Source organism: Corynebacterium falsenii, assembly GCF_020099275.1.
Lineage (GTDB): Bacteria > Actinomycetota > Actinomycetes > Mycobacteriales > Mycobacteriaceae > Corynebacterium > Corynebacterium falsenii.
Genome location: NZ_CP083646.1, coordinates 1,663,697 through 1,687,139 on the forward strand (window position 1 = coordinate 1,663,697; position 23,443 = coordinate 1,687,139).

The following is a 23,443-nucleotide window of genomic DNA, read 5'->3' on the forward strand; positions in this document are numbered from 1 at the left end:
CCAGATGATGTTGACGTTATAGCTATTGAGCTATGCGTTCATTGATCGTCGCGTCTCGTTAGTGTCACGGGCCGTCGGCTCGCTGGTCCCGGTGAACGTGCGAGACAAGGCGGCAAAGACTGCCGCACACGCAACTGCCACTACGAGCACGGCACCCACGAGGGCATTAGTCATTGCCACGGGTGGGTGGGAGTCGGCCAAAGACTGAAAGAAGGCCTGCTCGCTCGCTGTGATCTCATTGACGCTCTGCGCGTTGGCGGGATTCACCAAAGTAGGAGTCTTGGACTCGATCGTGAACCGCGAGGCACTATCGGAGACGACAGCCGATAGGGATGGCGACTGGACGATAACAGTGTCGGCGCCCGTGGCGTCCTTGATCTTCTGTGCGATATCGCGCAGATCCGGAGCCGTGAGGCCATCATTCGCGATGTATGCCGTCTTTACAGTTCCCGCCGGGGTCTCCCCCTGGGTGGAAACATTCAGAGCTGTTTTCACTGATGACGGAGAAACGTCAGGTCCCAAAGGAAAACCTGATTCTATAACCACGTTGGCGTCGGATAGAGAATGCGTCAGCTTCGCGATGTCGACGTCAGAAGGAATCACTGCGGGGCTCCCGGAAATGAGTGGTTAGGTGCGGTGCGCTGGGACAACAATAATGGTTCGAAAGATATCTCAGAATTAATGCTTCTACCTGGTTCTACCCGATTGTGCCCCCTGGGGGTAGGTGGGACACGCGCAGATCACGAGGTAATTCGGCGGCATAACGAACGTACTGTTACCCTGTCGAACATACGTGGCGGAGCAAATGCTGCAACAATGGATGGTGTAGCCACCGTGCTTGCGTCCGTGACGGCACCGAGGACGAACCGGGGCATACATGCGCCGGCCACTCCTGTGGTGGCGACGAAACGACTAAAAGAAGAGAATCCAAGGAGCTTATCGTGACCGAAAGCATTAACTCCTTTGATGCCAAGAGCACCCTCGAGGTTGGAGACAAGTCCTACGACTACTTCGCCCTCAGCGCTGTTCCCGGCATGGAGAAGCTGCCCTACTCCCTCAAGGTCTTGGGTGAGAACCTGCTGCGTAACGAAGACGGCGAGAACATCACCAAGGAGCACATCGAAGCTGTTGCTAACTGGGATCCGTCCGCAGATCCGAGCATCGAGATCCAGTTCACCCCAGCTCGCGTGATCATGCAGGACTTCACCGGTGTTGCCTGCATCGTTGACCTCGCCACCATCCGCGACGCTGTCGTCGCCCTGGGTGGAGACGCCGACGACGTCAACCCGCTGAACCCGGCCGAGATGGTCATCGACCACTCCGTCATCATCGAGGCATTCGGCGATTCCGACGCCCTCGAAAAGAACGTTGAGATCGAGTACCAGCGCAACGACGAGCGCTACCGCTTCCTGCGTTGGGGCACCGGCGCTTTCGAGAACTTCCGCGTTGTTCCCCCGGGAACCGGCATCGTCCACCAGGTCAACATCGAGTACCTGGCACGCTCCGTGTTCGACAACAACGGCCTGGCATACCCCGACACCTGTGTCGGTACCGACTCCCACACCACCATGGAAAACGGCCTGGGCATCCTGGGCTGGGGCGTGGGCGGCATCGAGGCCGAGGCTGCCATGCTCGGCCAGCCGATTTCCATGCTCATCCCCCGCGTTGTCGGCTTCAAGCTGAGCGGCGAGATCAACCCCGGCGTGACCTCCACCGACGTGGTGCTCACCATCACCGACATGCTCCGCCAGCACGGCGTTGTGGGCAAGTTCGTTGAGTTCTACGGCAAGGGCGTGGCCGAGCTTCCGCTGGCCAACCGCGCCACCATCGGCAACATGTCCCCCGAGTTCGGCTCCACCGCCGCGATCTTCCCGATCGACGAGGAGACCATCAAGTACCTCGAGCTCACCGGCCGCGACCAGGAGACCCTGGATCGCGTCGAGGCATACGCCAAGGCTCAGGGCATGTGGCTCGACCCGGAGAACGAGGTTCAGTACTCCGAGTACCTCGAGCTCGACCTGTCCACCGTTGTTCCGTCCATCGCCGGCCCGAAGCGTCCGCAGGACCGCATCGAGCTGACCGATGCCAAGGCACAGTTCCGCAAGGATCTGCACAACTACGTGGACGACTCCACCGAGGAGACCGCAAGCGACTTCGACGCCGAGGGTCCGTCCACCGACGACACCTCCTCTGCTGCTGAGGTTCCCGCTAGCGCTGCAGACGCCAAGGGCAACATCCCGTCCGCCGCCGCTGGCGCTGACGGCCGCCCCTCCAACCCCATCACCGTCGAGTACAACGGCGAGAAGATGGAGCTGGATCACGGCATGGTGGCTATCGCCTCCATCACCTCCTGCACCAACACCTCCAACCCGTCCGTCATGGTCGGCGCTGGCCTGCTTGCACGCAACGCTGCTGCCAAGGGTCTGAAGTCCAAGCCGTGGGTCAAGACCTCCATCGCCCCCGGTTCCCAGGTTGTGAACGGCTACTACGAGAAGGCCGGCCTGTGGAAGGACCTGGAGGCCATGGGCTTCTACCTCGTAGGCTACGGCTGCACCACCTGTATCGGTAACTCCGGCCCGCTGCCCGAGGAGATCTCCGCTGGCATCAACGAGGCCGACCTGTCCGCCACCGCTGTGCTGTCCGGTAACCGTAACTTCGAGGGTCGCATCAATCCGGACGTCAAGATGAACTACTTGGCTTCCCCGATCCTGGTTATCGCCTACGCCATCGCCGGCACCATGGACTTCGACTTCGAGAACGAGCCCCTGGGTCAGGACGAGGACGGCAACGATGTCTTCCTGAAGGACATCTGGCCCTCCACCCAGGACATCGAGGACGTCATCGCATCCTCCATCTCCCGCGACCTGTACACCGAGGACTACGCCGACGTGTTCAAGGGCGACGAGCGCTGGCGCTCCCTGGACGTTCCGTCCGGCAAGACCTTTGCATGGGATGAGAAGTCCACCTACATCCGCAAGGCACCGTACTTCGACGGCATGAGCAAGGAACCGGAGCCCGTCAACGACGTTCAGGGCGCTCGCGTGCTGGCACTGCTTGGCGACTCCGTCACCACCGACCACATCTCCCCCGCATCCACCATTAAGCCCGGCACCCCCGCCGCGCAGTACCTGGATGAAAACGGTGTGGAGCGCAAGGACTACAACTCCCTGGGTGCCCGTCGTGGTAACCACGAGGTCATGGTCCGCGGTACCTTCGCCAACATCCGCCTGCAGAACCTCCTGCTCGACGGTGTCTCCGGCGGCTACACCCGCGACTTCACCCAGGAGGGTGGACCGCAGTCCTACATCTACGACGCCGCAATGAACTACCAGAAGGAGAACACTCCGCTGGTCGTCCTCGGCGGCAAGGAGTACGGCACCGGTTCCTCCCGCGACTGGGCTGCCAAGGGCACCCTGCTGCTGGGCGTGAAGGCCGTCATCGCCGAGTCCTTCGAGCGTATCCACCGCTCCAACCTCATCGGCATGGGCGTTATCCCGCTGCAGTTCCCCGAAGGCGAGTCCTGGAAGTCCCTGGGCATCGAGGGCACCGAGACCTTCGACATCTCCGGCATCGAGGAGCTCAACGAGGGCAAGACCCCGAAGACCGTCAAGGTCACCGCAACCAAGGAGAACGGCGAGACCATCGAGTTCGACGCCGTGACCCGCATCGACACCCCCGGTGAGGCTGCGTACTACCGCAACGGCGGCATCCTGCAGTACGTGCTGCGCAACATGATGAAGAAGCAGTAACACTCTTCTTCCCACGCATAGCACCGTGCCTCTAGGCACGGTCATGCTGCTGTATCAGACGTAAGGCGGTGGTTCCCACAGAATTATCTGTGTGGAGCCACCGCCTTACCTGTTTCCCTCCTACTTCTCCGACTACTTCCCCACCGAACCAGCCGCACCCAACCAGACCAAGCACTCAGCGCACCCAGTTCAGCAGAGGTTAACTAGAGGACCGACACCGTGAAGAATTCAGCCGTCACCCCAACGCCTAACGCCGGCGACACCCCGCGGGATAAGCGTGCCGATATCATCGTGGACGCTCGGCGCTGCTTCGCCACGTTCGGATACGACGGCGCCACGGTGGCGAGACTCGAGGACGCGACCGGCAAATCACGGGGAGCCATCTTCCACCACTTCGACAACAAGGATGCGCTGTTTCTCGCCGTCGCCCACCAGGACATGCACATGATGGCCGAGCTGGCTGCCGAAGACGGTCTCATCGGAGCTATCCGATTCCTCGTGGACTCCACCGACTTCCGCGACTGGTGGGGAATGCGCGTGGAAATTATCCGCCGCATCAACACCGATCCGACCTTCGCACGCCACTGGCAGGACGATCAACGCGGGCTGCGCCACGTCATCGTGGAACGCCTCAGTGAACAACGCCAGGCTGGTAGGGTGCGTACGGATATCGACATCGACACCCAGACTCAATTGTTGGAGCTCCTCCTCGACGGTGTACTGGCGCAGATGTCGCAGGGCGCATCGGCGGCCAGGATCCACGCCGCCCTCGACACGGTCGAGCACACGCTGCGCGACACCTCGGCCCGTTAGCAGCGCTCGCTGCAAGCCAAGTGGATGCTGGAAACGATGCTGGCTGGTGGCGTCGAACGAAAAACCTGCACCTAACCCTGCATTCAACCCTGCGCCCCAATGCGCAGGCCGCCGATAGCTCCTCTGTAGCATAAGGGCCATGATTGCCATTATGACTGTGACCGGCCCCGATCACACCGGAATTATCGCGGCCGTCTCCACTGCGCTGGCCGAGCTCAAGGTCAATATCCTCGACGTCTCCCAGACGATCATGGACAACTATTTCACCATGATCCTGCGCGTGGAACTGGACGACAACACCACGGACATCACCGCGGTCCAAGAACGCATGACCACCGTGGAAGAGCAGGAACAGCTCGTGATCCGCGTGCAGTCTGACGCACTGTTTAGCGCCATGCACGAGATCTAAGGCCCGCCCAGCTCCCTCAAAGACAAGACAAAAAGACAAAACAAAAAGACAAAGGTAAGAACACACCAGCATGGAGCCCCGTCTCAGCGCAGGCACGCTCAGCCAAGACATCCTTGAAACCATCGAGATGATCGAGCGCTACCGCCTCGATATCCGCACCGTCACCATGGGAATCAACCTCATTCCCTGCATCCGCGCCACCATGGAGCAAACGTGCGAGGCCGTCTACGACCGCGTCGTAAGCTGCGCCGGTGACCTCGTTCCCGTCTGCGAAGGCATCGAGCGCGAACTCGGCATCCCCATCGTCAACAGGCGCATTTCCGTGACGCCCGTCGGCGTGCTCGCCAGCGCTGTGGAAGGCAATCCCGTCCGCATCGCCGAGGCCCTCGACCGGGCGGCCCGCGCTGTCGGCGTGAACTTCATCGGCGGCTACTCCGCGCTCGTGGAAAAGGGCGCAACCCAGGGTGAGAAGAACCTCATCGCCTCCATTCCCGAGGCGCTGAGCACCACGGATGTGGTCTGCGGATCGGTGAACGTGGGCAGCTCCAAGGCCGGCATCAACATGAACGCCATCAAGAAGATGGGAACGGTCATCAAGGAATGTGCCGAAGCCACCGCCGACCAGGGCGCGATCGCCTGTGCCAAGCTGGTGGTCTTCGCAAACTCCGTGTCCGATAACCCGTTCATGGCCGGCGCTTACCACGGTGTCGAGGAACAAGACGTGGTCATCAATGTGGGCGTATCCGGGCCCGGCGTGGTCGACCGGGCCGTGGGATCCCTAGAGAACGCCACCCTCAACGAGGTCGCGGAAGAGATCAAGCGCGCCGCGTTTAAGATCACCCGCTCCGGTCAGCTCGTGGGAGTGATGGCGGCGCAGCGCCTCGGCGTGCCATTTGGCATCGTGGACCTCTCCCTGGCTCCCACCGCGGAGCTGGGCGATTCGGTCGCTCACATCCTCGAGCACATGGGCCTCGGCCAGGTCGGCACGCACGGCACCACAGCAGCACTCGCGCTGCTCAACGATGCGGTGAAGAAGGGCGGCATGATGGCCTGCTCGCGCGTGGGTGGGCTGTCCGGCTCCTTCATCCCGGTCTCCGAGGACAAGGGCATGATCGACGCCGTCCGTGCGGGAACGCTGTCCATCGACAAGCTCGAAGCAATGACGGCCATCTGCTCCGTGGGCCTGGACATGATCGCCATCCCCGGTGACACCCCAGCCGAGAGCATCGCCGGTATGATTGCCGATGAAGCTGCCATCGGTGTGATGAACCATAAAACCACCGCTGTGCGCGTCATCCCCGCCCCCGGTACGAAGGTGGGCGACGAGGTCGATTTTGGTGGTCTGCTGGGCTACGCGCCGGTGATCCCGGTCAACACTGCCTCGAGTGCGAACTTCATCAATCGCGGCGGTTTCATTCCCGCCCCGATTCACGGTTTCCGCAACTAGCGCATTAGCAAGCGCAACGAGAGCGCGACGAGCGCCACTAGGCAGCCCCTGTTGTCCACGAGATCGAGCACAGAGCACCCATGAAGATTTTCCAGTACGCCCGAACCTCCTCCATGATTGATGACCCCGGCAATGTCTTGTCCCACGGCGCCGCAGCGGGTCTTTTCAACAATCGCTGTCCTTTTCCGTCGGATAATCCAGCGATCGTGGCAGCGCTCGAATCCGCTGGCACCATGCCCGTTGCGGGAAGTAAGTGGCCGCTATCGCCCATTCAGGTGGTCGTGGGTGTGGGAGCGCTTGTGGTGGGTACGATTGGCACACTGGCAACAGCATTAGGCAGCGGTGGTACGCGGGTCATCGGCGTGGTCATCCTGGGCGTAGCCTTGCTGCTGCTGATGACTGCCGTGATTAGTACCGCTCAGCGGCGTCGCAACGTCAGTGTGCTGGGTACAGCGTGGCGCCAGGGCTGGGTTCGCTTCGCTCCGGCTCGCGTGGGTGGTGTGTGGATCAACCGGGTGGTCCACCATAACCCGCACCAAGACCGCCTGAATTACCATCGGAACTATTACTACCGTGCTGCGGTGCAGGTGTTTCCCACGGATGGTTCCCAGCCCTTCACGTTTACCAGCACGGAGTTTGAAGCGATCGCGTCGTGGGAGGGCATGCCCGTGGATCTCAACCAAGCCTATGGGCCGCTGGACGTCTTCGAACCCGAGTTTTTCAATGGGTGGACGATCTGTCGCTACATCGCCGGTCAGCCCAACAGTGCCACGATCACGACGGACCTGTCCCGTCGTCAGATCGCCGCCGCTCTTGCAGCCGCTGGCGTGCGTTAGGCTGTTTCTTTCTTTTTTCTCGACGCCACCAGGCGCGCCCAACTACAGCTCCCGAATGAGTTGCGAGAGCCGGTGTGGGATGCGGTGGCGCAGCACGATGTCCGTTCGGATGCGTTCTACCCCCTCGATGCGCATGAGGCCGAGGGAAATGGTCTCGAGGTGCTCGTGGTCGCGGGCGACCACCCGGCACGTGAGGTCTTCTGCCCCGGCCATGGAATCCGCTTGGGTGACGTAGGGAATGGTGCCCACGCGCGCGATGACCTTGTCGAAATCGACCTGGCGCAGCGTGAGGTGGATGTAGGCGCTCAAGGGGAAACCGACCTTGGCCAGGTCGATGTGTGGGGCGAAGCTGCGGATCACGCCCGCTTCCACCATCTTGTCCAGCCTGCTTTGCGCGGTGGCTCGGGCGATGCCGAGCCTGCGGGAGTACTCCCGCACGCCGGCTTTGGGTTCGGACATGACGAGCTGGAGGAGCTGGACATCAAGGGTGTCGAGGGGCTTCATGGGGGTCTCCCGTTGCCGTGGGGTGTTCGTGACATATGGCTAAACACACAGCTAATTCTTTGGTGGGTTGCTGTGCGGGGTAGAACTCACTCTAAGCCATTGGCATAGTTTTGGGGCCAAAATGCTCACCCCGATTGCACCAAGTGTGCGACCTGCGGAAATGCTCAGAAGAATCGCTTCCTTATTGACCCGTTCGCACCATAGTGTGATCCGCAACACATATTCGCGACCGCACATGCCACACGTGCGCTGCCCCGCACACCGCGTGCGGGGTGGAGCAAGGACAGGTGATCCCCATGACTTCCACCATCATTCCCGCATCGAACTCCAGCTCGGCCGGAGACCCCGCCGACCGGTCGGCAGACCGCGGTACCACGGCAGAGCGCACCACCGGCCCCACCAGCCCCACCGTGTCGAGCACCGTCATCGACGATCGCTACATCGCCGACCGCGGCTCCGTGCACCTCACCGGCATTCAGGCTCTCGTGCGCATGATTCGCGATCGCGCCATCGCGGATCGTGCGCGCGGTCTGAACACCGCAAGCTTCGTCTCTGGCTACGAGGGCTCCCCGCTCGGCGGCTACGACCTCGAACTCGCGAAGCGCTCGAAGATCTTGGGCGAGCACACGATCGTGCACAAGCCCGCCGTCAACGAGGAACTCGGTGCCACAGCCGTGGCGGGGTCCCAGCTCACGGCCGGGGCCACGCTCAACGACGGTATCGACGGCGTGGTCGGCTACTGGTACGGCAAAGCCCCAGGCCTGGATCGCTCCGCCGATGCCATCCGCCACGCCAACGTCACAGGCGCCAGCGGATACGGCGGAGCCGTAGCCATCGTCGGCGACGACCCCACGGCCAAGTCCTCTACCGTGCCCTCCAATTCCAGCCGTCTTATCGCAGATCTCGGCATGCCGATGCTCGTACCGGCCGATTCCGCAGACATCTTATCTCTGGGAACGCACGCTGCGTGGATGTCCCGTTACTCTGGCCTGTGGGTCGCGCTGCGCGTGACCACCCCGGTTGCCGATGGCTCATCCACGGTTACCCTCGACGGGCCACTTGTGGCGCCCGATGTGGCCAACGACAAGCACCAACCGGATGCGCGCTTGCTGGGTCAGCGCCTGCTCGATCTCGACCGCACCCGCACCGGCGTGCGGCTCCAGCGTGCGATGGACTATGCCCGCAAGCACCACCTCAACCGCCTCACCCACGGCAGTGGCGAGGATACGGTAGGAATCATCTGCGCCGGCAACACCGCGCTGGAGATGGAGGAAGCCCTGCGCACCCTCGCCCCGAATGGGTCCGCTCCCAGTAAGGTGCGCGTGTTGCGCCTCGGTATGACGTGGCCGCTCGACCCGCGCGAGCTCAATAAGTTTGCCACCGGGTTGGAGACGGTCATCGTGGCCGAAGAGCTGGGCAATCACCTCTTCGAAACCGTGAAGACCACTCTCTACGATTGCGAGAATCGTCCCGCACTGCGTCACATCAGCCCCATCAACGGCACCGCCACCCAGCGGCTCGGCTCGGAACTATCGAAGCTGGGCATCGAAGTGACTCTCCCCCAGCGTGAGCCCCAGCGCATCGCCCTGCCCCTGTCCGTGGAATCCCGCGTTCCCCACTTCTGCTCCGGCTGCCCACACAATGCCTCCACCCGCACCACCCCGGACACCCTCGTGGGCGCTGGCATCGGTTGCCACGCGATGGTCATGCTCATGGATCCGCAGCGCGTTGGCACCATCCTCGGCACCGCACAAATGGGCGGCGAGGGCAACCACTGGCTCGGCATGAGCCCGTTCATCAAGGAAAAGCACTTCGTGCAGAACATGGGCGATGGCACCTTCCTCCACTCCGGCAGCCTCGCGCTGCGCGCCCTAGTGGCAGCCAACGCCAACGTCACGGTGAAGCTGCTGCACAACGGGACAGTCGCTATGACCGGCGGCCAGGACCCCGTCGGCCAGCCCAGCCTCGCAGGGCTTGTGGACATGGTCCAGGCGGAAAACCCCGCCCGGATCGTCGTGACGACCGATGATGTTGCCCGCACCAAGAAGATTCTGCGCGAGGTGCGCGGTGGTGGCGTCGAGGTGATAGACCGCGACCAGCTTGCCGAAATCCAAAAGGATCTGGCTACCACCGAAGGCGTGACCGTGCTCATCCACGACCAGCACTGCGCGGCCGAGAAGCGGCGTGCCATCAGTCGCGGCAAGACCCAGCGGAGTGCTACCCGCGTGATCATCAACGAGCGCATCTGCGAAGGCTGCGGTGACTGTGGCGAGAAGTCCGGCTGCCTCTCCGTCCAACCGGTGGACACGCAGTTCGGCCGCAAGACCCGCATCGACCAGTCCACGTGCAACTCGGACTTTACGTGCCTCAAGGGCGATTGCCCGGCGTTTACCACCGTGGAACTGCACGACACCTCCAGCGCGGCGCACCGGGAGGTTCCCACACTGAGCACCGAGGATCTCCCGCCGGTCACCCTTCCGGAGCTGACCAGCGCGCAGAGTTGGAACGTGCGCATCTCCGGCGTAGGTGGCACCGGCGTACTCACACTCGCCGCGGTGATCGCCACCGCCGCCCAGCTGGACGGCCGCTACGTGCGCGGCAATGACATGACTGGCCTGGCGCAAAAGGGCGGGTCGGTAGTCTCCGACGTGCGCATCGCCGCGACCCCGACCGACGAGCCCGGTGCGGTTCCGGCTGCGGGGGCGGATCTGGTCATCGCCATGGACGGAATCACGGCTGCGGAGTCGGCCACGACGTCGACGATCAGTGCGGAGCGCACCACCGCGGTCCTATCCAGCGCCGACACCCCTACGGGTGTGATGTGTACGGACGTGAAGGCATCGCGGCCTGGTGGCGTCGAAATTGCGGGAACGCTGGGCAAACACGCCCGGCGAGCCGTGATCACCGACGCGATTCGCCTGGCACAGGCCATTTTCGGCGAGACGACGTACCAGACCATGATCCTGCTCGGCGTGAGCGTGCAGGCCGGTGCGCTGCCCGTCTCCGCCGAGGCCATCGAGCAAGCCCTGGAGGCCAATGGTCGCAAGGTGGCGGAGAACATTCAGGCATTCCGGTGGGGTCGTGCCCTCGTGGCCACGCCGGAGCTCGTTGATGGTGTTGTGTCGTCGACGCCAGAAGTCGGCTCCGACCTTGAGATTGTTGCACGGGAGGACACCGTGGCGACCGTAACGGCGGCGCTGGAGAGCGAGCACCGCCCGGCGGGCGCGACGGCGGACGTGGCTGGATTCGAGGAGCTGGTGGACCTCGTTGCCGTGCGCATGGACGAGGTGCAGCGGTGGGGATCGGCCAAGGATGCCCGCCACTACCTCGACGATGTGTGCACGATGTACCGCCAGGAGCGGCGCGTGCGGCCCGGTTCCGTGGCTTTGACCAGGGAGTTCGCGATTGGTCTGCACAAGGTGAGCACGTACAAGGACGAGTATGAGGTTGCGCGGTTGGCCCTCGACGAGGGCTTCGCCACGCAGGTGGCCCGGGACTACGGCGAGGATGTCGCCGCCCGGTTGAAGGTGATGCTGCAGCCACCCTTGCTCCGCGCTATGGGTCTGAACCGCAAGATTGGTCTCGGCAAGTGGTCCGAGCCGGCGCTGCGGAGCTTGGCGAAGATGAAGCGGTTGCGCGGGACCAAGCTCGATATCTTCGGCGCCGCCGAGGTGCGGGTGCTGGAGCGCGAGTTGAAGCGTCAGTACCGGGCGGTGTTGCTGAGCCAGGCGAAGCGGATGACTAGCCAGGAGCGGTTGGCCGAGTTGACCGAGCTGGCGGCGGCTGCCGATGGTGTGCGCGGTTTCGAGGAGAAGAAGCTCAGCAGCGGGCGCGAGATGCTGGCGAAGCTGGGTGCCGCTGGCGGCGTGGCGGTGTAGTGACGGTGTGGCGGTGGAGTGAGCGACACGCCCCGGGCAAATCCGGCGAATTTTCAATATAGACCAAGCGGTCTGCTAAGTTGGTTTGTGTGAGCTTCGTACTATTGTGCCCCCGCCGCGGGGATGACGTATTGGCAGCGGAGTACGACGACTTCCTGCACTTCAGCGGCCTAGCCCCTGAGGAGCTAGATCAGCGGCCGCTGTCCACGCCCGACGCCGAGATCGGTTCTTTCGACGGCGTCAAGGGCGTGTTCATCGGCGGCTCACCGTTCACCATCACCCAGCCCGTTGACCCCGAATGGCAGGATGCGGTGACTCGCCGGCTCGTTGATTTCGTCGCCTCGCAAGTCGACGGTGGAATCCCCGTGTTTAGCACCTGCTACGGAGCGTCGATGCTGGCCCACCACTTGGGTGGACGGGTGGATACCACCTTCTCCGAAAGCGCGAGTGTGAGCACCATGTCGCTGACGGACGAGGGGCGGGTCGATGAGCTCACCCGGGATCTGCCGGAGATCAGCAAGGTGATGACGGGGCACAAGGATTCAGTTGTGGAGTTGCCGGCGGGAGCAACGCTGCTGGCCACCGGCCCGACGTGCCCGGTGCAGGTCTACCGGCTGGGCCAGACCGTGTGGGTGACCCAATTCCACCCAGAGATGGATGGCGAACGCATCAAGCGCAGGTTGAGCTTCTACGAGGATGACGGGTACTGCCGCGCCGATGAGCTGGCGGAGACGTACGCGGCGTTTAACGGTCACGACACCTCCCCTGTCAACGGGTTGCCGCGTAAGTTCGTGGAGTTCTGCCGGGCGCACAGCGCTGGCCGGGAGGAAGCGCTGATCGACCGCGCTGCTGGGTAGCGATCGGCCTGGGGTCAGTTATTGTCCCTCATCAGCACGCGATGTCGAACTAAAAATTCGAACACGGGGATCGCGTTGTCTCATGTCCTGAATACGGTAAGGGCACCGCATTCATACGGCACCGACCGGCGCCGACCGGCACCGGCCATTGTCGTTGACGTATGGAGCGCGGGATCACTACTGACAATCCTCTCGGAGGCGGGAGGAGCTTTCACGATAGGACATGACCCCATGACTTCACCTCACAATCAGAATCCCTACGGACAGGGAATGCCCAACGGCCAGGGAGCGCCCGGTCAGCAGAACAAGCGCAGCAAGAAGACGATCATCCTCGCCGCAGCAGGCGCAATTCTACTGCTGTTCGTCATCGCCGGAATCGTCGGCGGAGGCGATGGCGGCAACGACAAGGCAGACACTGCGTCATCGGCCTCTACGTCGGCATCGACTTCCCCTGCATCGTCTGCAACGCTGTCCTCCGCGGCTGCAACAACAACGCGGGAGCGGGTGATGGAAGATGCCAGCGATGGTTCCCCAACCCCGGGCATTCGCAAGGCCGAGCCCACCGTGGACATGACTGCTCCGATGCTCAACGATCCCCAGGCTCAATCCGGGCGAGGCGGTGCATCTAACCAGGGCGGCGGATCAGGATCTGCAGGTCGCCAACAGCGCAACGCCGTGGAAAGCGCCAACAACTATCTGTCCGTCATGCCTTTCTCCGATAAGGGGCTGCGCGATCAGCTCGCTTTCGATGGCTACCCGCAAGAGGCCATCGACTACGCGATGAACAACATCTCCGTTGACTGGAACGAGCAGGCCGTGAAGAAGGCTCGTCAATACGACGAACTCATGGGAATGTCCGATGCTGCCCTTTACGATCAGTTGATCTTCGATGGATTCACGCCGGAACAGGCCCAATATGGAGTGGACCACCTCTAGGCCCCTCTGGCCCCTCTGAGTCCTCTAGGCCAGCTCGACGATCTCCATGTAGTCGTCGCTCCACAGGTCCTCGGTGCCGTCCGGCAACACGATGACTCGCTCCGGTTCGAGAGCCTTCACCGCACCCGGGTCGTGCGTGACGAGCACGACCGCCCCGGTGTAGGTCCGCAGCGCATCCAGGACTTGCTCGCGCGATTGCGGATCAAGGTTGTTCGTGGGCTCGTCGAGCAGCAGCACGTTGGCCCGGGAACTGACCAGTGTCGCCAAGGCCAGACGGGTTTTCTCGCCACCGGAGAGAGTACCGGCCGGCTGGTTAAGCTGCTCGCCGGAGAACATGAACGCGCCCAGGAGACCGCGCAGGTCCTGCTCCCCCGCATCCGGGCACGCCGAGATGGCGTTCTCCCACACCGACTTGTCGCCGTCAATGGTGTCGTGCTCCTGGGCGAAGTATCCCACCTTGAGGCCGTAGCCTGTAACGATGCCGCCTTCGCCATCGGTGCGCTCCACGCCAGCCAACAGCTTCAGTAGCGTGGTCTTACCCGCGCCGTTGAAGCCCAGAACCACCACGCGCGACCCCTTGTCGATCGCCAAGTCCACACCAGCAAAGACTTCCAGAGAGCCGTACATCTTCGTCAAACCCTTGGCGTTCATGGGGGTCTTGCCACACGGAGCCGGTTCTGGGAAGGAAATGTGCGCCACGCGATCTTCCTGGCGTACCTCATCGAGCTCGTTGAGCATCCGGTCGGCACGGGCCGCCATCTGCTTCGCCGCCCGCGCCTTTGTTGCCTTGGCACCCAGCTTGTCGGCCTGCTGCCGCAGCGCGCTGGCCTTCTTCTCCGCATTGGCCTTTTCCCGGCGGCGCCGAGCCTCATCCGTGGCCCGGGCGTCCAGGTACTTCTTCCAGCCCATGTTGTACACATCGGCCTCGCCACGCACGGCGTCGAGGAACCAGACCTTATTGCACACCGCATCGAGCAGTTCAACGTCGTGGCTGATCATGATCAGGCCACCATCGTGCTTGCTCAGAAAGTCCCGCAGCCACGTGATCGAGTCGGCATCCAGGTGGTTCGTCGGCTCATCGAGCAACAGCGTGGTCTGTGACCGGCCCGACCCAGCGGTTGCGGCAAAGAGGATCTGCGCCAGCTCCACGCGGCGGCGCTGACCGCCGGAGAGCGTTTTGAGCTGCTGATCCAACACGCGATCCGGCAGACCCAGGGCGTTACAGATGCGGGCCGCCTCACTGTCGGCCTCATATCCACCAAGCGCGTGGTACTTCTCCTCCATCCGCGAGTACTTCATAATCGCGGCATCGCGCTTGCGGTCATCTTCGCTGGTTTCCATGATCTCCTGCTGGCGATCCATGGTGCGGCGCAGCTGATCCAGCCCCCTAGCCGAGAGCACGCGATCCCGGGCGGTCTGCTCGATATCGCCTTCCTTAGAGTCCTGCGGCAGATAGCCGATGTCTCCACTGCGGGTCACGCTTCCACCGTAGGGCTCCCCTTCGCCGGCGAGGATGCGCATGGTAGTAGTTTTTCCGGCGCCGTTGCGCCCCACCAATCCAATGCGATCGCCGGGCTGCACCCTGAGGTGCTGGCCCGGAGCGTTGAGGAGCGTACGTGCCCCCACACGCACTTCAAGGTCGTTTGTCACAATCACAACGATCCACCCTATCAGGTGGATTCCCCCCGCTCGTTGCCACTGTCTCAACGGGCTCCTTGAATCCTCCGCTGCTCCGCTGCCATCCTCGTGGCGGGCAATCCCACCGATTGTCCGCCTATTGTTACGGACACCACAGACGTTAAACAAGAAACTCCTTCACCGCAGCTCAAGCGCGGTGCACTTCCGTCGAGATGGGGTAAATAGAGTCCCCGTACTAACCAAGGCTTTAAGGAAACTATCAGCATTTTCGCAGCTAAACGTTGTCCTCGGAAACCATCTCAGCCGGAATAACACTTCTGTAGGTTCGGGGGTAAAATCAAAGCGTTATGCCAGAGCCTCGTCAGCCCGCCCGCGCCTCGTCGACCACCCCCGTTCGCCTCGCCATCGCGGGTTTGGGGCCCGCCGGTGTGGGCCTTGCGTTACGAGCCGTCGAGCGCGGGTGGGACGTGACTTGCCATGACCCCGCCATCGCCGATGGCGACGTCCTCCCTCCCTGGCCCGCCACCTACGGCGCCGTCGACCCCGACATCCCGCCATGGGCCGCAGAGTTCTTCGACTCACCCGCTCCCCTCACCGTTATCGCGGAAACCCGTCGCGAACTGGGTTTTCGCTACCGGATGCTCAACAAGGAAGCGCTGCGCAATGCCTTCTGCCGCGCCAACATTCCGGTCCGCCGCTCCCCCGCCCCAGCTTCGTCGCGCACGTCCGTCACCGTGACGTGCTCCGGCGCCCCGCGCACGGACGCTGCACTCTGGCAGATCGCCGCGGGGGTCGTTGTTTCCTTGTCCGACGCTACCAGCCATCCCACCCCCGAACCCATCTTCATGGACTGGCGAGGCCGTGCCGACCACCATCCCCCGAGCTTTCTCTACGTCCAGCAGGTCGATGATGGCTGGTTGTTTGAGGAAACGATCCTTGCGGCGCATTGCCCTGCGGACGCCAGTGAGCAACAGCGCCTCGTCGATATGCTGCGTGCTCGGTTGGCCGAGAGACTGGACAGCTCAGAGGTACGCGCCTTGGGGCCGTGGATCCAGCTGCGTACGGAGGCGGTCAGCATTCCCATGGGCACGAGGCGCGGAGCGCTGCCTGACTTTTTCGGTGCTGCCGGAGGATTGATCCATCCCGCAACGGGATATTCCTTGGGCGCGAGCTTGACTGGTGCAGATGACGTTCTAGACATGATCGAGCGCACCCACGGCACTTCCGGGCATGGGCGCCGGGAAGGGTTGATGTGCGCGAATCGTCTGTGCGCGCGAACCAATCGGTGGCTAGCGTACGTGCTGCGTCAGGTCGGCGGCGAACTCATCGCCCGGGCTGACCAGGAAACGCTGCGATCATTCTTCGAATGCTTCTTCCGGCTGCCAGCTCCGGTTCAGCTCGCGTACCTCACGGGTCACGATGGCGTGGCAGTGGCCAAGGCGATGTGGCAGTTGCGGGCGCATACGGGCTTTCGCCACGAGTTCTTGCGCCCATTATGGACACAGCCCTGGCCGGTGGCCAGGGCTGTGTGGAAGCGGATGAGAGCGCGCCGCTAGACGGAGAAGCCGAGGTAGCGAAGCTGCTCGCGGCCCTCTTCGTTGATCATGTGGGGGCCCCACGGCGGGGTCCAGACCCAGTTGATGGTGAGCTCGGAGATCTCGTCCAAGGTACCCACAACTGCGCCCTGGGCCTGGTCCTCCAGCATGTCCTGGAGCGGGCAGGCCGGGGAGGTCAGCGTCATGTTGATAACGGCGGTGGAGCCCTCGATCCAGACGTCGTATACCAAACCGAGGTCAACAACGTTGATGCCCAGCTCGGGGTCGATGACATCGAGCAGGCATTCCTCTACCTTGCCGGCGAGTTCAACGTCCTGCTGAGAACGCTCCTTTGGAGGTTCGGGAACCTCGTTGAGGGGCGAGGGATCCAGCTCTGGGCTGGTGGGATTGGTGGCGTCTTGGGGTTCGGTCATGAGTTGTTGTCTCCCGTCGTGGAGCTGGTGTCGGTGTTGTTGGCGGTGTCAGCAGACCCGTGCATGGGTTCAGCCCCGGCATCGTAAGCAGCGGCTTCGAAGGCTTTCCACCCGAGCAGCGCGCACTTCACGCGGGCGGGGTACTTGGACACGCCCGCGAAAGCCACGCCGTCGCCGATGATTTCGTCATCGCCCTCGACTTCCCCGCGGGAGGTCACCATCCGCTCAAACTCGGCGAGCTTGGCGAAGGCCTCATCCACGGGAAGGCCAACGATTTCCTCAGCCATGACGGACGTGGAGGCCTGGCTGATAGAACAGCCCACGGCGTCGTAGGACACGTCCTCGACTGTCTTCCTATCGTCGCTGAGGTGCACGCGGAGCGTGAGCTCGTCGCCGCAGGAGGTATTGACGTGATGCACCTCGGCTTCAAAGGGGTCTCGCAGGCCGGCGTGCTGAGGGTGCTTGTAGTGGTCCAGGATCACTTCCTGGTACATCTGTTCAAGTCTCATTGGTTTTTCTCTTCTCTCTGGCGCGTTCGGCCATGCCGGCCGCGGATTGGCTGGTACTGGTTGCAGCTACGCAGGAGCGCTTTCGGCTGCTACCAGCGGTAAGTCACGCCCTAATCCACGCCGAAGAACTCCTTCGCCTTCTTAATTGCGGCCACGAGGGCATCGACCTCGGCGGGCTCGTTGTATACGTAGAAGCTGGCCCTAGCCGTGGCCTGCACTCCCATGCAGGTGTGCACGGGCCATGCGCAGTGGTGCCCCACTCGAATGCACACGCCTTCGTCGTCAACGACCTGGCCCAGATCGTGGGGGTGGATCCCATCCACCACGAAGCTCACCGATGCACCGCGGTCGTCAGCTGTCGTGGGCCCAATGATGCGCAGCCCCTCGATCTCGCTGAGCTGATCGAGAGCGTAGGCGGTCAGCTCGTTCTCATGTGCCTTGACATTGTCCATGCCCAGATCGTTGAGGTACTTCACAGCAGCGCCGAGGCCGACCACCTGAGAGGTCATTTGGGTGCCCGCCTCAAAGCGCTGCGGCGCCTCGGTGAACGTTGTGCCCTCCATAGTCACCTTCTGAACCATGGATCCACCGGTGAGGAATGGCGGGAGTGCATCCAGCAACGCGCTCTTTCCGTAGAGCACGCCCACGCCGTTCGGACCCAACATCTTGTGGCCGGAAAAGGCCGCGAAGTCAACGTCGAGCTCGTGGAAATCCACGGGCATGTGCGGAACAGACTGGCAGGCGTCCATTACGAACGTCGCCCCGACCGCGCGGGCTCGCCGCACGGCCTCGGGGACGTCGAGAACGGCACCGGTCACGTTGGACTGGTGGGTCAACGCGACGACCTTGGTCTTGTCCGACAATTCGAGACTATCGAGGTCAATGCGACCGTCCTCGGTGGACGTGTACCACTTCAGCGTGGCACCGGTGCGACGCGCCAGCTCCTGCCACGGCACGAGGTTTGCGTGGTGCTCCAACTCGGAGACGACAATCTCGTCGCCTGCCGTGACCTGCAGCTCCCCTGCGCGATCGTCGCCCAAAATGTAGGCAACCTCGTTCAGTGCCTCGGTGGCGTTCTTCGTGAAAACGATCTCCGGATCGTTCGCACCGACGAACGCAGCGATCGCCGCGCGGGCATCCTCGTACGCATCCGTGGCCTCCTCGGCCAACTGGTATGCACCGCGGTGCACGGGCGCGTTGTGCTTCGTCAGGAAGTCCCGTTCTGCGTCGAGGACGTGGACCGGGCGCTGGGAGGTCGCTCCGGAGTCCAGGTAGACCAGGGGGCGGCCATCTCGGACTGTGCGGGACAGGATGGGGAAATCCTTCCTGATCGCAGCGGTGTCCAATGATGTGCTCATACGGGACAAATCTCCTTGAATAGTGCGGTTAACTGTGCCGATCACGCTCGTGCGTGCCGGCTTACTTGACGAACTTCTCGTAGCCCTCGGACTCAAGCTGCTCGGCCAGCTCCGGGCCACCGGAGGCGACGACGCGACCAGCGGAGAAGACATGCACGAAGTCGGGCTTCACGTAGTTCAGGATGCGCTGGTAGTGGGTGATCATGATGATGCCGCCGTTCTCGCGCTCCTTGTAGCGGTTAATGCCCTCGGAGACGATGCGCAGTGCATCGACGTCCAGGCCGGAGTCCGTCTCGTCCAGCACAGCGAACTTCGGCTTGAGGATGCCCAGCTGCAGCACCTCGTGGCGCTTCTTCTCACCACCGGAGAAGCCCTCGTTTACCGAACGCTCGGAGAAGGACGGGTCGATGGACAGTTCCTCCATAGCGCCGCGGGCTTCCTTGACCCAATCGCGGATCTTCGGAGCTTCGCCGCGGACAGCCGATGCTGCGGAACGCAGGAAGTTCGCCATGGACACGCCGGGAACCTCGGTCGGGTACTGCATGGCCAGGAACAGGCCGGCGCGGGCACGCTCGTCAACGTCCATATCCAGCAGGTTCTCACCGTCGAGGAGGACCTCGCCCTCGGTGACCTCGTAGCGGGGGTGGCCGGCGATTGCGTAGGACAAGGTGGACTTGCCGGAACCGTTAGGGCCCATGATGGCGTGAGTCTCGCCGGACTTCACGGTGAGGTTCACACCGTGCAGGATCGGCTTGGGCTCTTCGTTCTCGTCTGCGGGAACAACCTGTGCGTGCAGGTTCTTAATCTCAAGAGTGCTCATGTGTTGCTACTTTCCTCTAATAGCTACTAATCAAAAAGTGACGTGGGGCAAGCGGGGATGATGCGTGCCAGCGTGCTGCTCCAGCCGAGCTGCTACAGCACGGTGTTGGAGAGTTCCTCTTCCACCTTGTTTTCCAACTGCTCCCGGATTCGCTCCAGGGGGATGCGGCGGATGACGTCGGTAAAGAAGCCGCGAACGATGAGCATCTTGGCCTCCGCGCGGGAAATACCGCGAGACTGCAGGTAGAACATCTGCTCATCGTCGAAACGACCAACCGTGGCAGCGTGGCCAGCGCCGACGATTTCGCCGGTCTGGATCTCCAAGTTGGGCACGGAATCAGCGCGAGCCCCAGAGGTCAGCAGCAGGTTGTTGTTCTTCTCGTACGTGTCAGTGCCGGTAGCCTCCGGGCGGATCAGCACGTCGCCGATCCACGCCGTACGCGCGTCGCGAGCCGACGAACCCTTCGTGGGTTCGCCCTGCAAAGCACCCTTGTACAAGACGTTAGAGCGGCAGTTGTTGATGGAGTGATCCACCAGCAAACGCTGCTCGAAGTACTGGCCGGCATCGGCGAAGTACAGGCCCAGCAGTTCGGCGTCGCCGCCGGGAGCCGTGTAGCGCACGTGCGGAACAGAGCGCACAATCTCGCCGCCGAAGCAGGCGTAGGTGTGGCGCACCGTGGCATCGCGGCCGACCTGAATGTGGGAGTTGGACAGGTGAACCGCGTCGCGGTTCCAGTCCTCGAACACCACCGTGGTCAGCTTGGAGCCATCGCCCAGGATGAACTCAACGTTGTCGGAATGTGCACCCGAACCCTCGTAGCGCACGAACACCACAGCCTCGGCGTGAGCCTCCAGCTCGACAACCAGGGTGCCGTAGGAGACCTTGTCCTCGCCCGGGCCGGTCACGGTGATGGTGACCGCGTCCTCGAGCACTGCGTCCTTCTTGACCAGCACGTAGTCGGCAGACTCGGTGCCTTCCCATGCCTGGGCGGCAGCGCGATCCACAGGAGCTCCGGCACGGCCCAGACGGTCGTCACCCTTCTCGAGCGTCGAGACGCTGACGCTGGCGGCGTCGGATTCAGAAACATTGACCGAAACATCGGCACGCTGGCCCGGCTGAGCAGAGCCATCGTGGAGGCCGCGCAGGGAGCGCAGCGGGGTGAATCGCCAATCCTCATCCTTACCACGGGGCACGGAGAAGTCCTCGACCTTGAAGGATGAGAAACGGTCACCCTTGGTCTGATGATCCGTTCCGGCCTTCACCGGCGTGATCGTGGCTTCGGTTTCAGTAAGCGGGGTGGTCATCTGGTTTAGCCCACCGATCCTTCCATCTGCAGTTCAATGAGGCGGTTCAACTCAAGTGCGTACTCCATCGGCAACTCCTTGGCGATGGGCTCCACGAAACCGCGCACGATCATGGCCATAGCCTCGTCCTCCGCAATGCCGCGCGACATGAGGTAGAACAGCTGATCCTCGGACACCTGAGAAACAGTGGCCTCGTGACCCAAGGTCACATGGTCGTTGCGGATGTCGTTGTACGGGTACGTATCGGAGCGCGAGATCGAGTCGACCAGCAGGGCGTCACACTCCACATTCGAAGCGGAGTGGTGAGCATCCTTGTTGATCTGCACCAGGCCGCGATACGCAGCACGGCCACCGGAGCGGGCCACGGACTTGGACACGATGTTGGAGCTCGTGTGCGGCGCCATGTGCACCATCTTCGCGCCGGTGTCCTGGAACTGACCCTCGCCTGCGAACGCCACGGAGAGCACCTCGCCCTTGGCGTACGGGCCGGTCATCCACACGGCCGGGTACTTCATGGTGACCTTGGAACCGATGTTGCCATCGACCCATTCCATGGTGGCGCCCTCTTCACACTTGGTGCGCTTGGTGACCAGGTTGTAGACGTTGTTCGACCAGTTCTGAATGGTCGTGTAGCGGCAGCGACCACCCTTCTTCACGATGATCTCCACCACGGCGGAGTGCAGGGAGTCCGTCTTGTAGATCGGGGCGGTGCAGCCCTCGACGTAGTGCACGTAGGCATCCTCGTCCACGATGATGAGGGTGCGCTCGAACTGACCCATGTTCTCCGTGTTGATGCGGAAGTACGCCTGCAGCGGGATGTCCACGTGCACGCCCTTCGGCACGTAGATGAAGGAGCCACCTGACCACACCGCGGTGTTGAGGGCGGAGAACTTGTTATCGCCGGCGGGAATCACCGTGCCGAAGTACTCTTCGAACAACTCGGGGTATTCGCGCAGTCCGGTGTCGGTATCGACGAAGATTACGCCCTGGCTCTCCAGGTCTTCGCGGATCTGGTGGTACACGACCTCAGACTCGTACTGGGCAGCAACACCGGCGACGAGGCGCTGACGCTCAGCCTCCGGGATGCCCAGCTTGTCATACGTGTTCTTGATGTCCTCGGGGAGGTCATCCCACGTCTGAGCCTGCTGTTCGGTGGAGCGGACGAAGTACTTGATGTTGTCGAAATCAATGTCCGACAGGTTCGCGCCCCAGGTGGGCAGAGGCTTCTTATCGAAGATGTCGAGGGCCTTGAGTCGACGCTTGAGCATCCATTCCGGCTCGTTCTTCTTCGCGGAGATATCGCGGACGACATCTTCGCTGAGTCCACGGCGAGCAGAGGCGCCGGCGGTGTCGGAATCGTGCCAGCCGTAGCCGTACGCGCCGATGGAGTTAATGATCTCCTCATCGGTTTGCGGTGTTTGTGCAGCTTGAGTCATGAGTTTTCGCTTTCCTTCGTGGGGGAAGGGTGAATAGTTGTTAGCGGAATGTGGGTGGTGCAAATCCCGTTACCGTCGGCAATAGTAGCCAACGGTTGGGTGTGTTGACCGAGCAGCTCCGCAACCACCCGGTGTTCCGCCGCACAGAGTTCGGGGAATTCGTGCGCGACTTCCTGGATTGGGCAATGGTGGCGGCAAATCTGCACGCCGCCAGCGGCGTTATCCACGGTGGCAGCGTAACCGCGCTTCGTCAGAGCCTCCGCAATTGCTTGGGCTCTTTGTTCGACGTCCTCAGCATCCCCATCCTCAAAATCCGCCTCCGCCTGCGGGAGATCGGACAACAGGTCATGGATGCGTTGGGAAGCGAAGTCTTCCACCGCCGCTTCACCGCCGGTGCTGCGCAGGGCGCGCAGCGCCAACAGGGCTAACGTGTCGTAATCATGGCCGAACTGGGCGCGCCCCTCGTCGGTCAAGCGGAACAGCTTGGCCGGGCGGCCGCGCTGCCCCGAACGAGGTGCCTCCACAACCTCCGCCAGCCCATCCGCGACGATGTTGTCCAAGTGCCGGCGGACACCCGCTGCACTCAAACCAAATTCTTCGCTGATATCGGTGGCACTGATGGGGCCGTGGCGCAGCACGTGCAGCAAAATCCGGCGCCGCGTGTCGCGTTCACTCGATGTGCGCGCGTTCATGGTCACCTCCGGGATTGTGCTGGTGTGCGTTAGGTCAATGTCGTGCATGGTCGTGCACGGTCGTGCACGGTCGTGCATGTTCTTGCAGTCTCCTGCAGTCTCCTGCAGTCCCCTGCACGGTCGTGCATGCGACGCACCACTGTGGCGTGCGCCTCAATGATTAGACAACACGAGTGTGTCTTAAATAATTCCGCTTGTCCACTAAGGCTACGCTGAATTCCCGTCGGCACTCCGTTCCGCAATCCCGTCGCCATCGCCTGTCCCTGTACCAGTCGCAGGATCCGAGAC

At 62.6% G+C, this 23,443-nt stretch carries 19 protein-coding genes; 9 read left to right on the plus strand and 10 right to left on the minus strand.

All coding sequences use genetic code 11. The annotated features are described in order from the left end of the window. Positions 1-30: 30 nt before the first annotated feature. Positions 31-603: an Rv1476 family membrane protein gene (locus tag LA343_RS07330; protein ID WP_317986375.1), complete on the minus strand. Its 573-nt coding sequence runs from the start codon at positions 601-603 to the stop codon at positions 31-33. A 338-nt stretch (positions 604-941) separates the two neighbouring features. On the opposite strand from LA343_RS07330, the gene LA343_RS07335 reads away from it, so the two are divergent. The 5 genes from LA343_RS07335 (at position 942) to LA343_RS07355 (ending at position 7,254) form a co-directional block, all read left to right on the plus strand. Further along, the gene (locus tag LA343_RS07335) at positions 942-3,749 is read left to right on the plus strand and encodes an aconitate hydratase (RefSeq protein ID WP_025402687.1); all 2,808 of its coding nucleotides are present in this window, start codon (positions 942-944) and stop codon (positions 3,747-3,749) included. A 219-nt stretch (positions 3,750-3,968) separates the two neighbouring features. Then, positions 3,969-4,562, plus strand: coding sequence for a TetR/AcrR family transcriptional regulator (locus LA343_RS07340; RefSeq protein WP_025402688.1), 594 nt, complete (start codon positions 3,969-3,971; stop codon positions 4,560-4,562). A 139-nt stretch (positions 4,563-4,701) separates the two neighbouring features. Continuing rightward, positions 4,702-4,971, plus strand: a complete 270-nt coding sequence (locus tag LA343_RS07345; RefSeq protein WP_025402689.1) for an ACT domain-containing protein — start codon at positions 4,702-4,704, stop codon at positions 4,969-4,971. A gap of 70 nt (positions 4,972-5,041) precedes the next feature. Then, on the plus strand, positions 5,042-6,418 hold the full coding sequence (locus LA343_RS07350; protein WP_025402690.1) for a PFL family protein: 1,377 nt from the start codon (positions 5,042-5,044) through the stop codon (positions 6,416-6,418). 80 nt (positions 6,419-6,498) lie between these two features. Beyond that, positions 6,499-7,254, plus strand: a complete 756-nt coding sequence (locus LA343_RS07355) for a hypothetical protein (protein ID WP_025402691.1) — start codon at positions 6,499-6,501, stop codon at positions 7,252-7,254. 42 nt (positions 7,255-7,296) lie between these two features. Here the strand turns inward: LA343_RS07355 and LA343_RS07360 are convergent, their stop codons facing one another. Then, positions 7,297-7,758 (minus strand): Lrp/AsnC family transcriptional regulator, encoded by a 462-nt coding sequence (locus tag LA343_RS07360; protein ID WP_025402692.1) that lies wholly within the window; start codon positions 7,756-7,758, stop codon positions 7,297-7,299. 296 nt (positions 7,759-8,054) lie between these two features. Between LA343_RS07360 and LA343_RS07365 the strand changes: the two genes are divergently transcribed. The 3 genes from LA343_RS07365 (at position 8,055) to LA343_RS07375 (ending at position 13,429) form a co-directional block, all read left to right on the plus strand. Further along, positions 8,055-11,636 carry an indolepyruvate ferredoxin oxidoreductase family protein gene (locus tag LA343_RS07365; protein ID WP_025402693.1) on the plus strand — a complete coding sequence of 1,194 codons (3,582 nt, stop codon included), beginning with the start codon at positions 8,055-8,057 and terminating at the stop codon, positions 11,634-11,636. A gap of 89 nt (positions 11,637-11,725) precedes the next feature. After that, positions 11,726-12,493 carry a glutamine amidotransferase-related protein gene (locus tag LA343_RS07370; RefSeq protein ID WP_025402694.1) on the plus strand — a complete coding sequence of 256 codons (768 nt, stop codon included), beginning with the start codon at positions 11,726-11,728 and terminating at the stop codon, positions 12,491-12,493. A 231-nt stretch (positions 12,494-12,724) separates the two neighbouring features. Further along, positions 12,725-13,429: an Ltp family lipoprotein gene (locus LA343_RS07375; protein WP_081737310.1), complete on the plus strand. Its 705-nt coding sequence runs from the start codon at positions 12,725-12,727 to the stop codon at positions 13,427-13,429. Positions 13,430-13,453: 24 nt separating this feature from the next. Here the strand turns inward: LA343_RS07375 and LA343_RS07380 are convergent, their stop codons facing one another. Then, positions 13,454-15,085, minus strand: a complete 1,632-nt coding sequence (locus tag LA343_RS07380) for an ABC-F family ATP-binding cassette domain-containing protein (protein WP_025402695.1) — start codon at positions 15,083-15,085, stop codon at positions 13,454-13,456. 329 nt (positions 15,086-15,414) lie between these two features. Here LA343_RS07380 and LA343_RS07385 point away from each other — a divergent pair, with 329 nt between their 5' ends. Beyond that, complete coding sequence (locus LA343_RS07385; protein WP_025402696.1) at positions 15,415-16,623, plus strand: lycopene cyclase family protein; 1,209 nt, start codon at positions 15,415-15,417, stop codon at positions 16,621-16,623. Here LA343_RS07385 and LA343_RS07390 read toward each other — a convergent pair. From LA343_RS07390 to LA343_RS07420, 7 genes are all read right to left on the minus strand, one after another. Then, a complete protein-coding gene (locus LA343_RS07390; protein WP_025402697.1) occupies positions 16,620-17,036 on the minus strand; it encodes a metal-sulfur cluster assembly factor in 417 nt (138 codons plus the stop codon). The two genes, LA343_RS07385 and LA343_RS07390, sit on opposite strands and share 4 nt — an antisense overlap. Beyond that, entirely contained in the window at positions 17,033-17,545 is a 513-nt protein-coding gene (sufU, locus tag LA343_RS07395; protein ID WP_025402698.1) for a Fe-S cluster assembly sulfur transfer protein SufU, read from the minus strand. The genes LA343_RS07390 and sufU overlap by 4 nt, the downstream gene beginning before the upstream one ends. Before the next feature lie 110 nt (positions 17,546-17,655). Further along, positions 17,656-18,903 (minus strand): cysteine desulfurase, encoded by a 1,248-nt coding sequence (locus tag LA343_RS07400; RefSeq protein ID WP_025402699.1) that lies wholly within the window; start codon positions 18,901-18,903, stop codon positions 17,656-17,658. 61 nt (positions 18,904-18,964) lie between these two features. Next, positions 18,965-19,723: a Fe-S cluster assembly ATPase SufC gene (sufC, locus tag LA343_RS07405; protein ID WP_025402700.1), complete on the minus strand. Its 759-nt coding sequence runs from the start codon at positions 19,721-19,723 to the stop codon at positions 18,965-18,967. 92 nt (positions 19,724-19,815) lie between these two features. Beyond that, positions 19,816-21,027: a Fe-S cluster assembly protein SufD gene (gene sufD, locus LA343_RS07410; protein WP_025402701.1), complete on the minus strand. Its 1,212-nt coding sequence runs from the start codon at positions 21,025-21,027 to the stop codon at positions 19,816-19,818. A 5-nt stretch (positions 21,028-21,032) separates the two neighbouring features. Beyond that, complete coding sequence (gene sufB / locus LA343_RS07415; protein WP_025402702.1) at positions 21,033-22,463, minus strand: Fe-S cluster assembly protein SufB; 1,431 nt, start codon at positions 22,461-22,463, stop codon at positions 21,033-21,035. Then, on the minus strand, positions 22,460-23,155 hold the full coding sequence (locus tag LA343_RS07420; protein ID WP_025402703.1) for a helix-turn-helix transcriptional regulator: 696 nt from the start codon (positions 23,153-23,155) through the stop codon (positions 22,460-22,462). The genes sufB and LA343_RS07420 overlap by 4 nt, the downstream gene beginning before the upstream one ends. Positions 23,156-23,443: the final 288 nt, after the last annotated feature.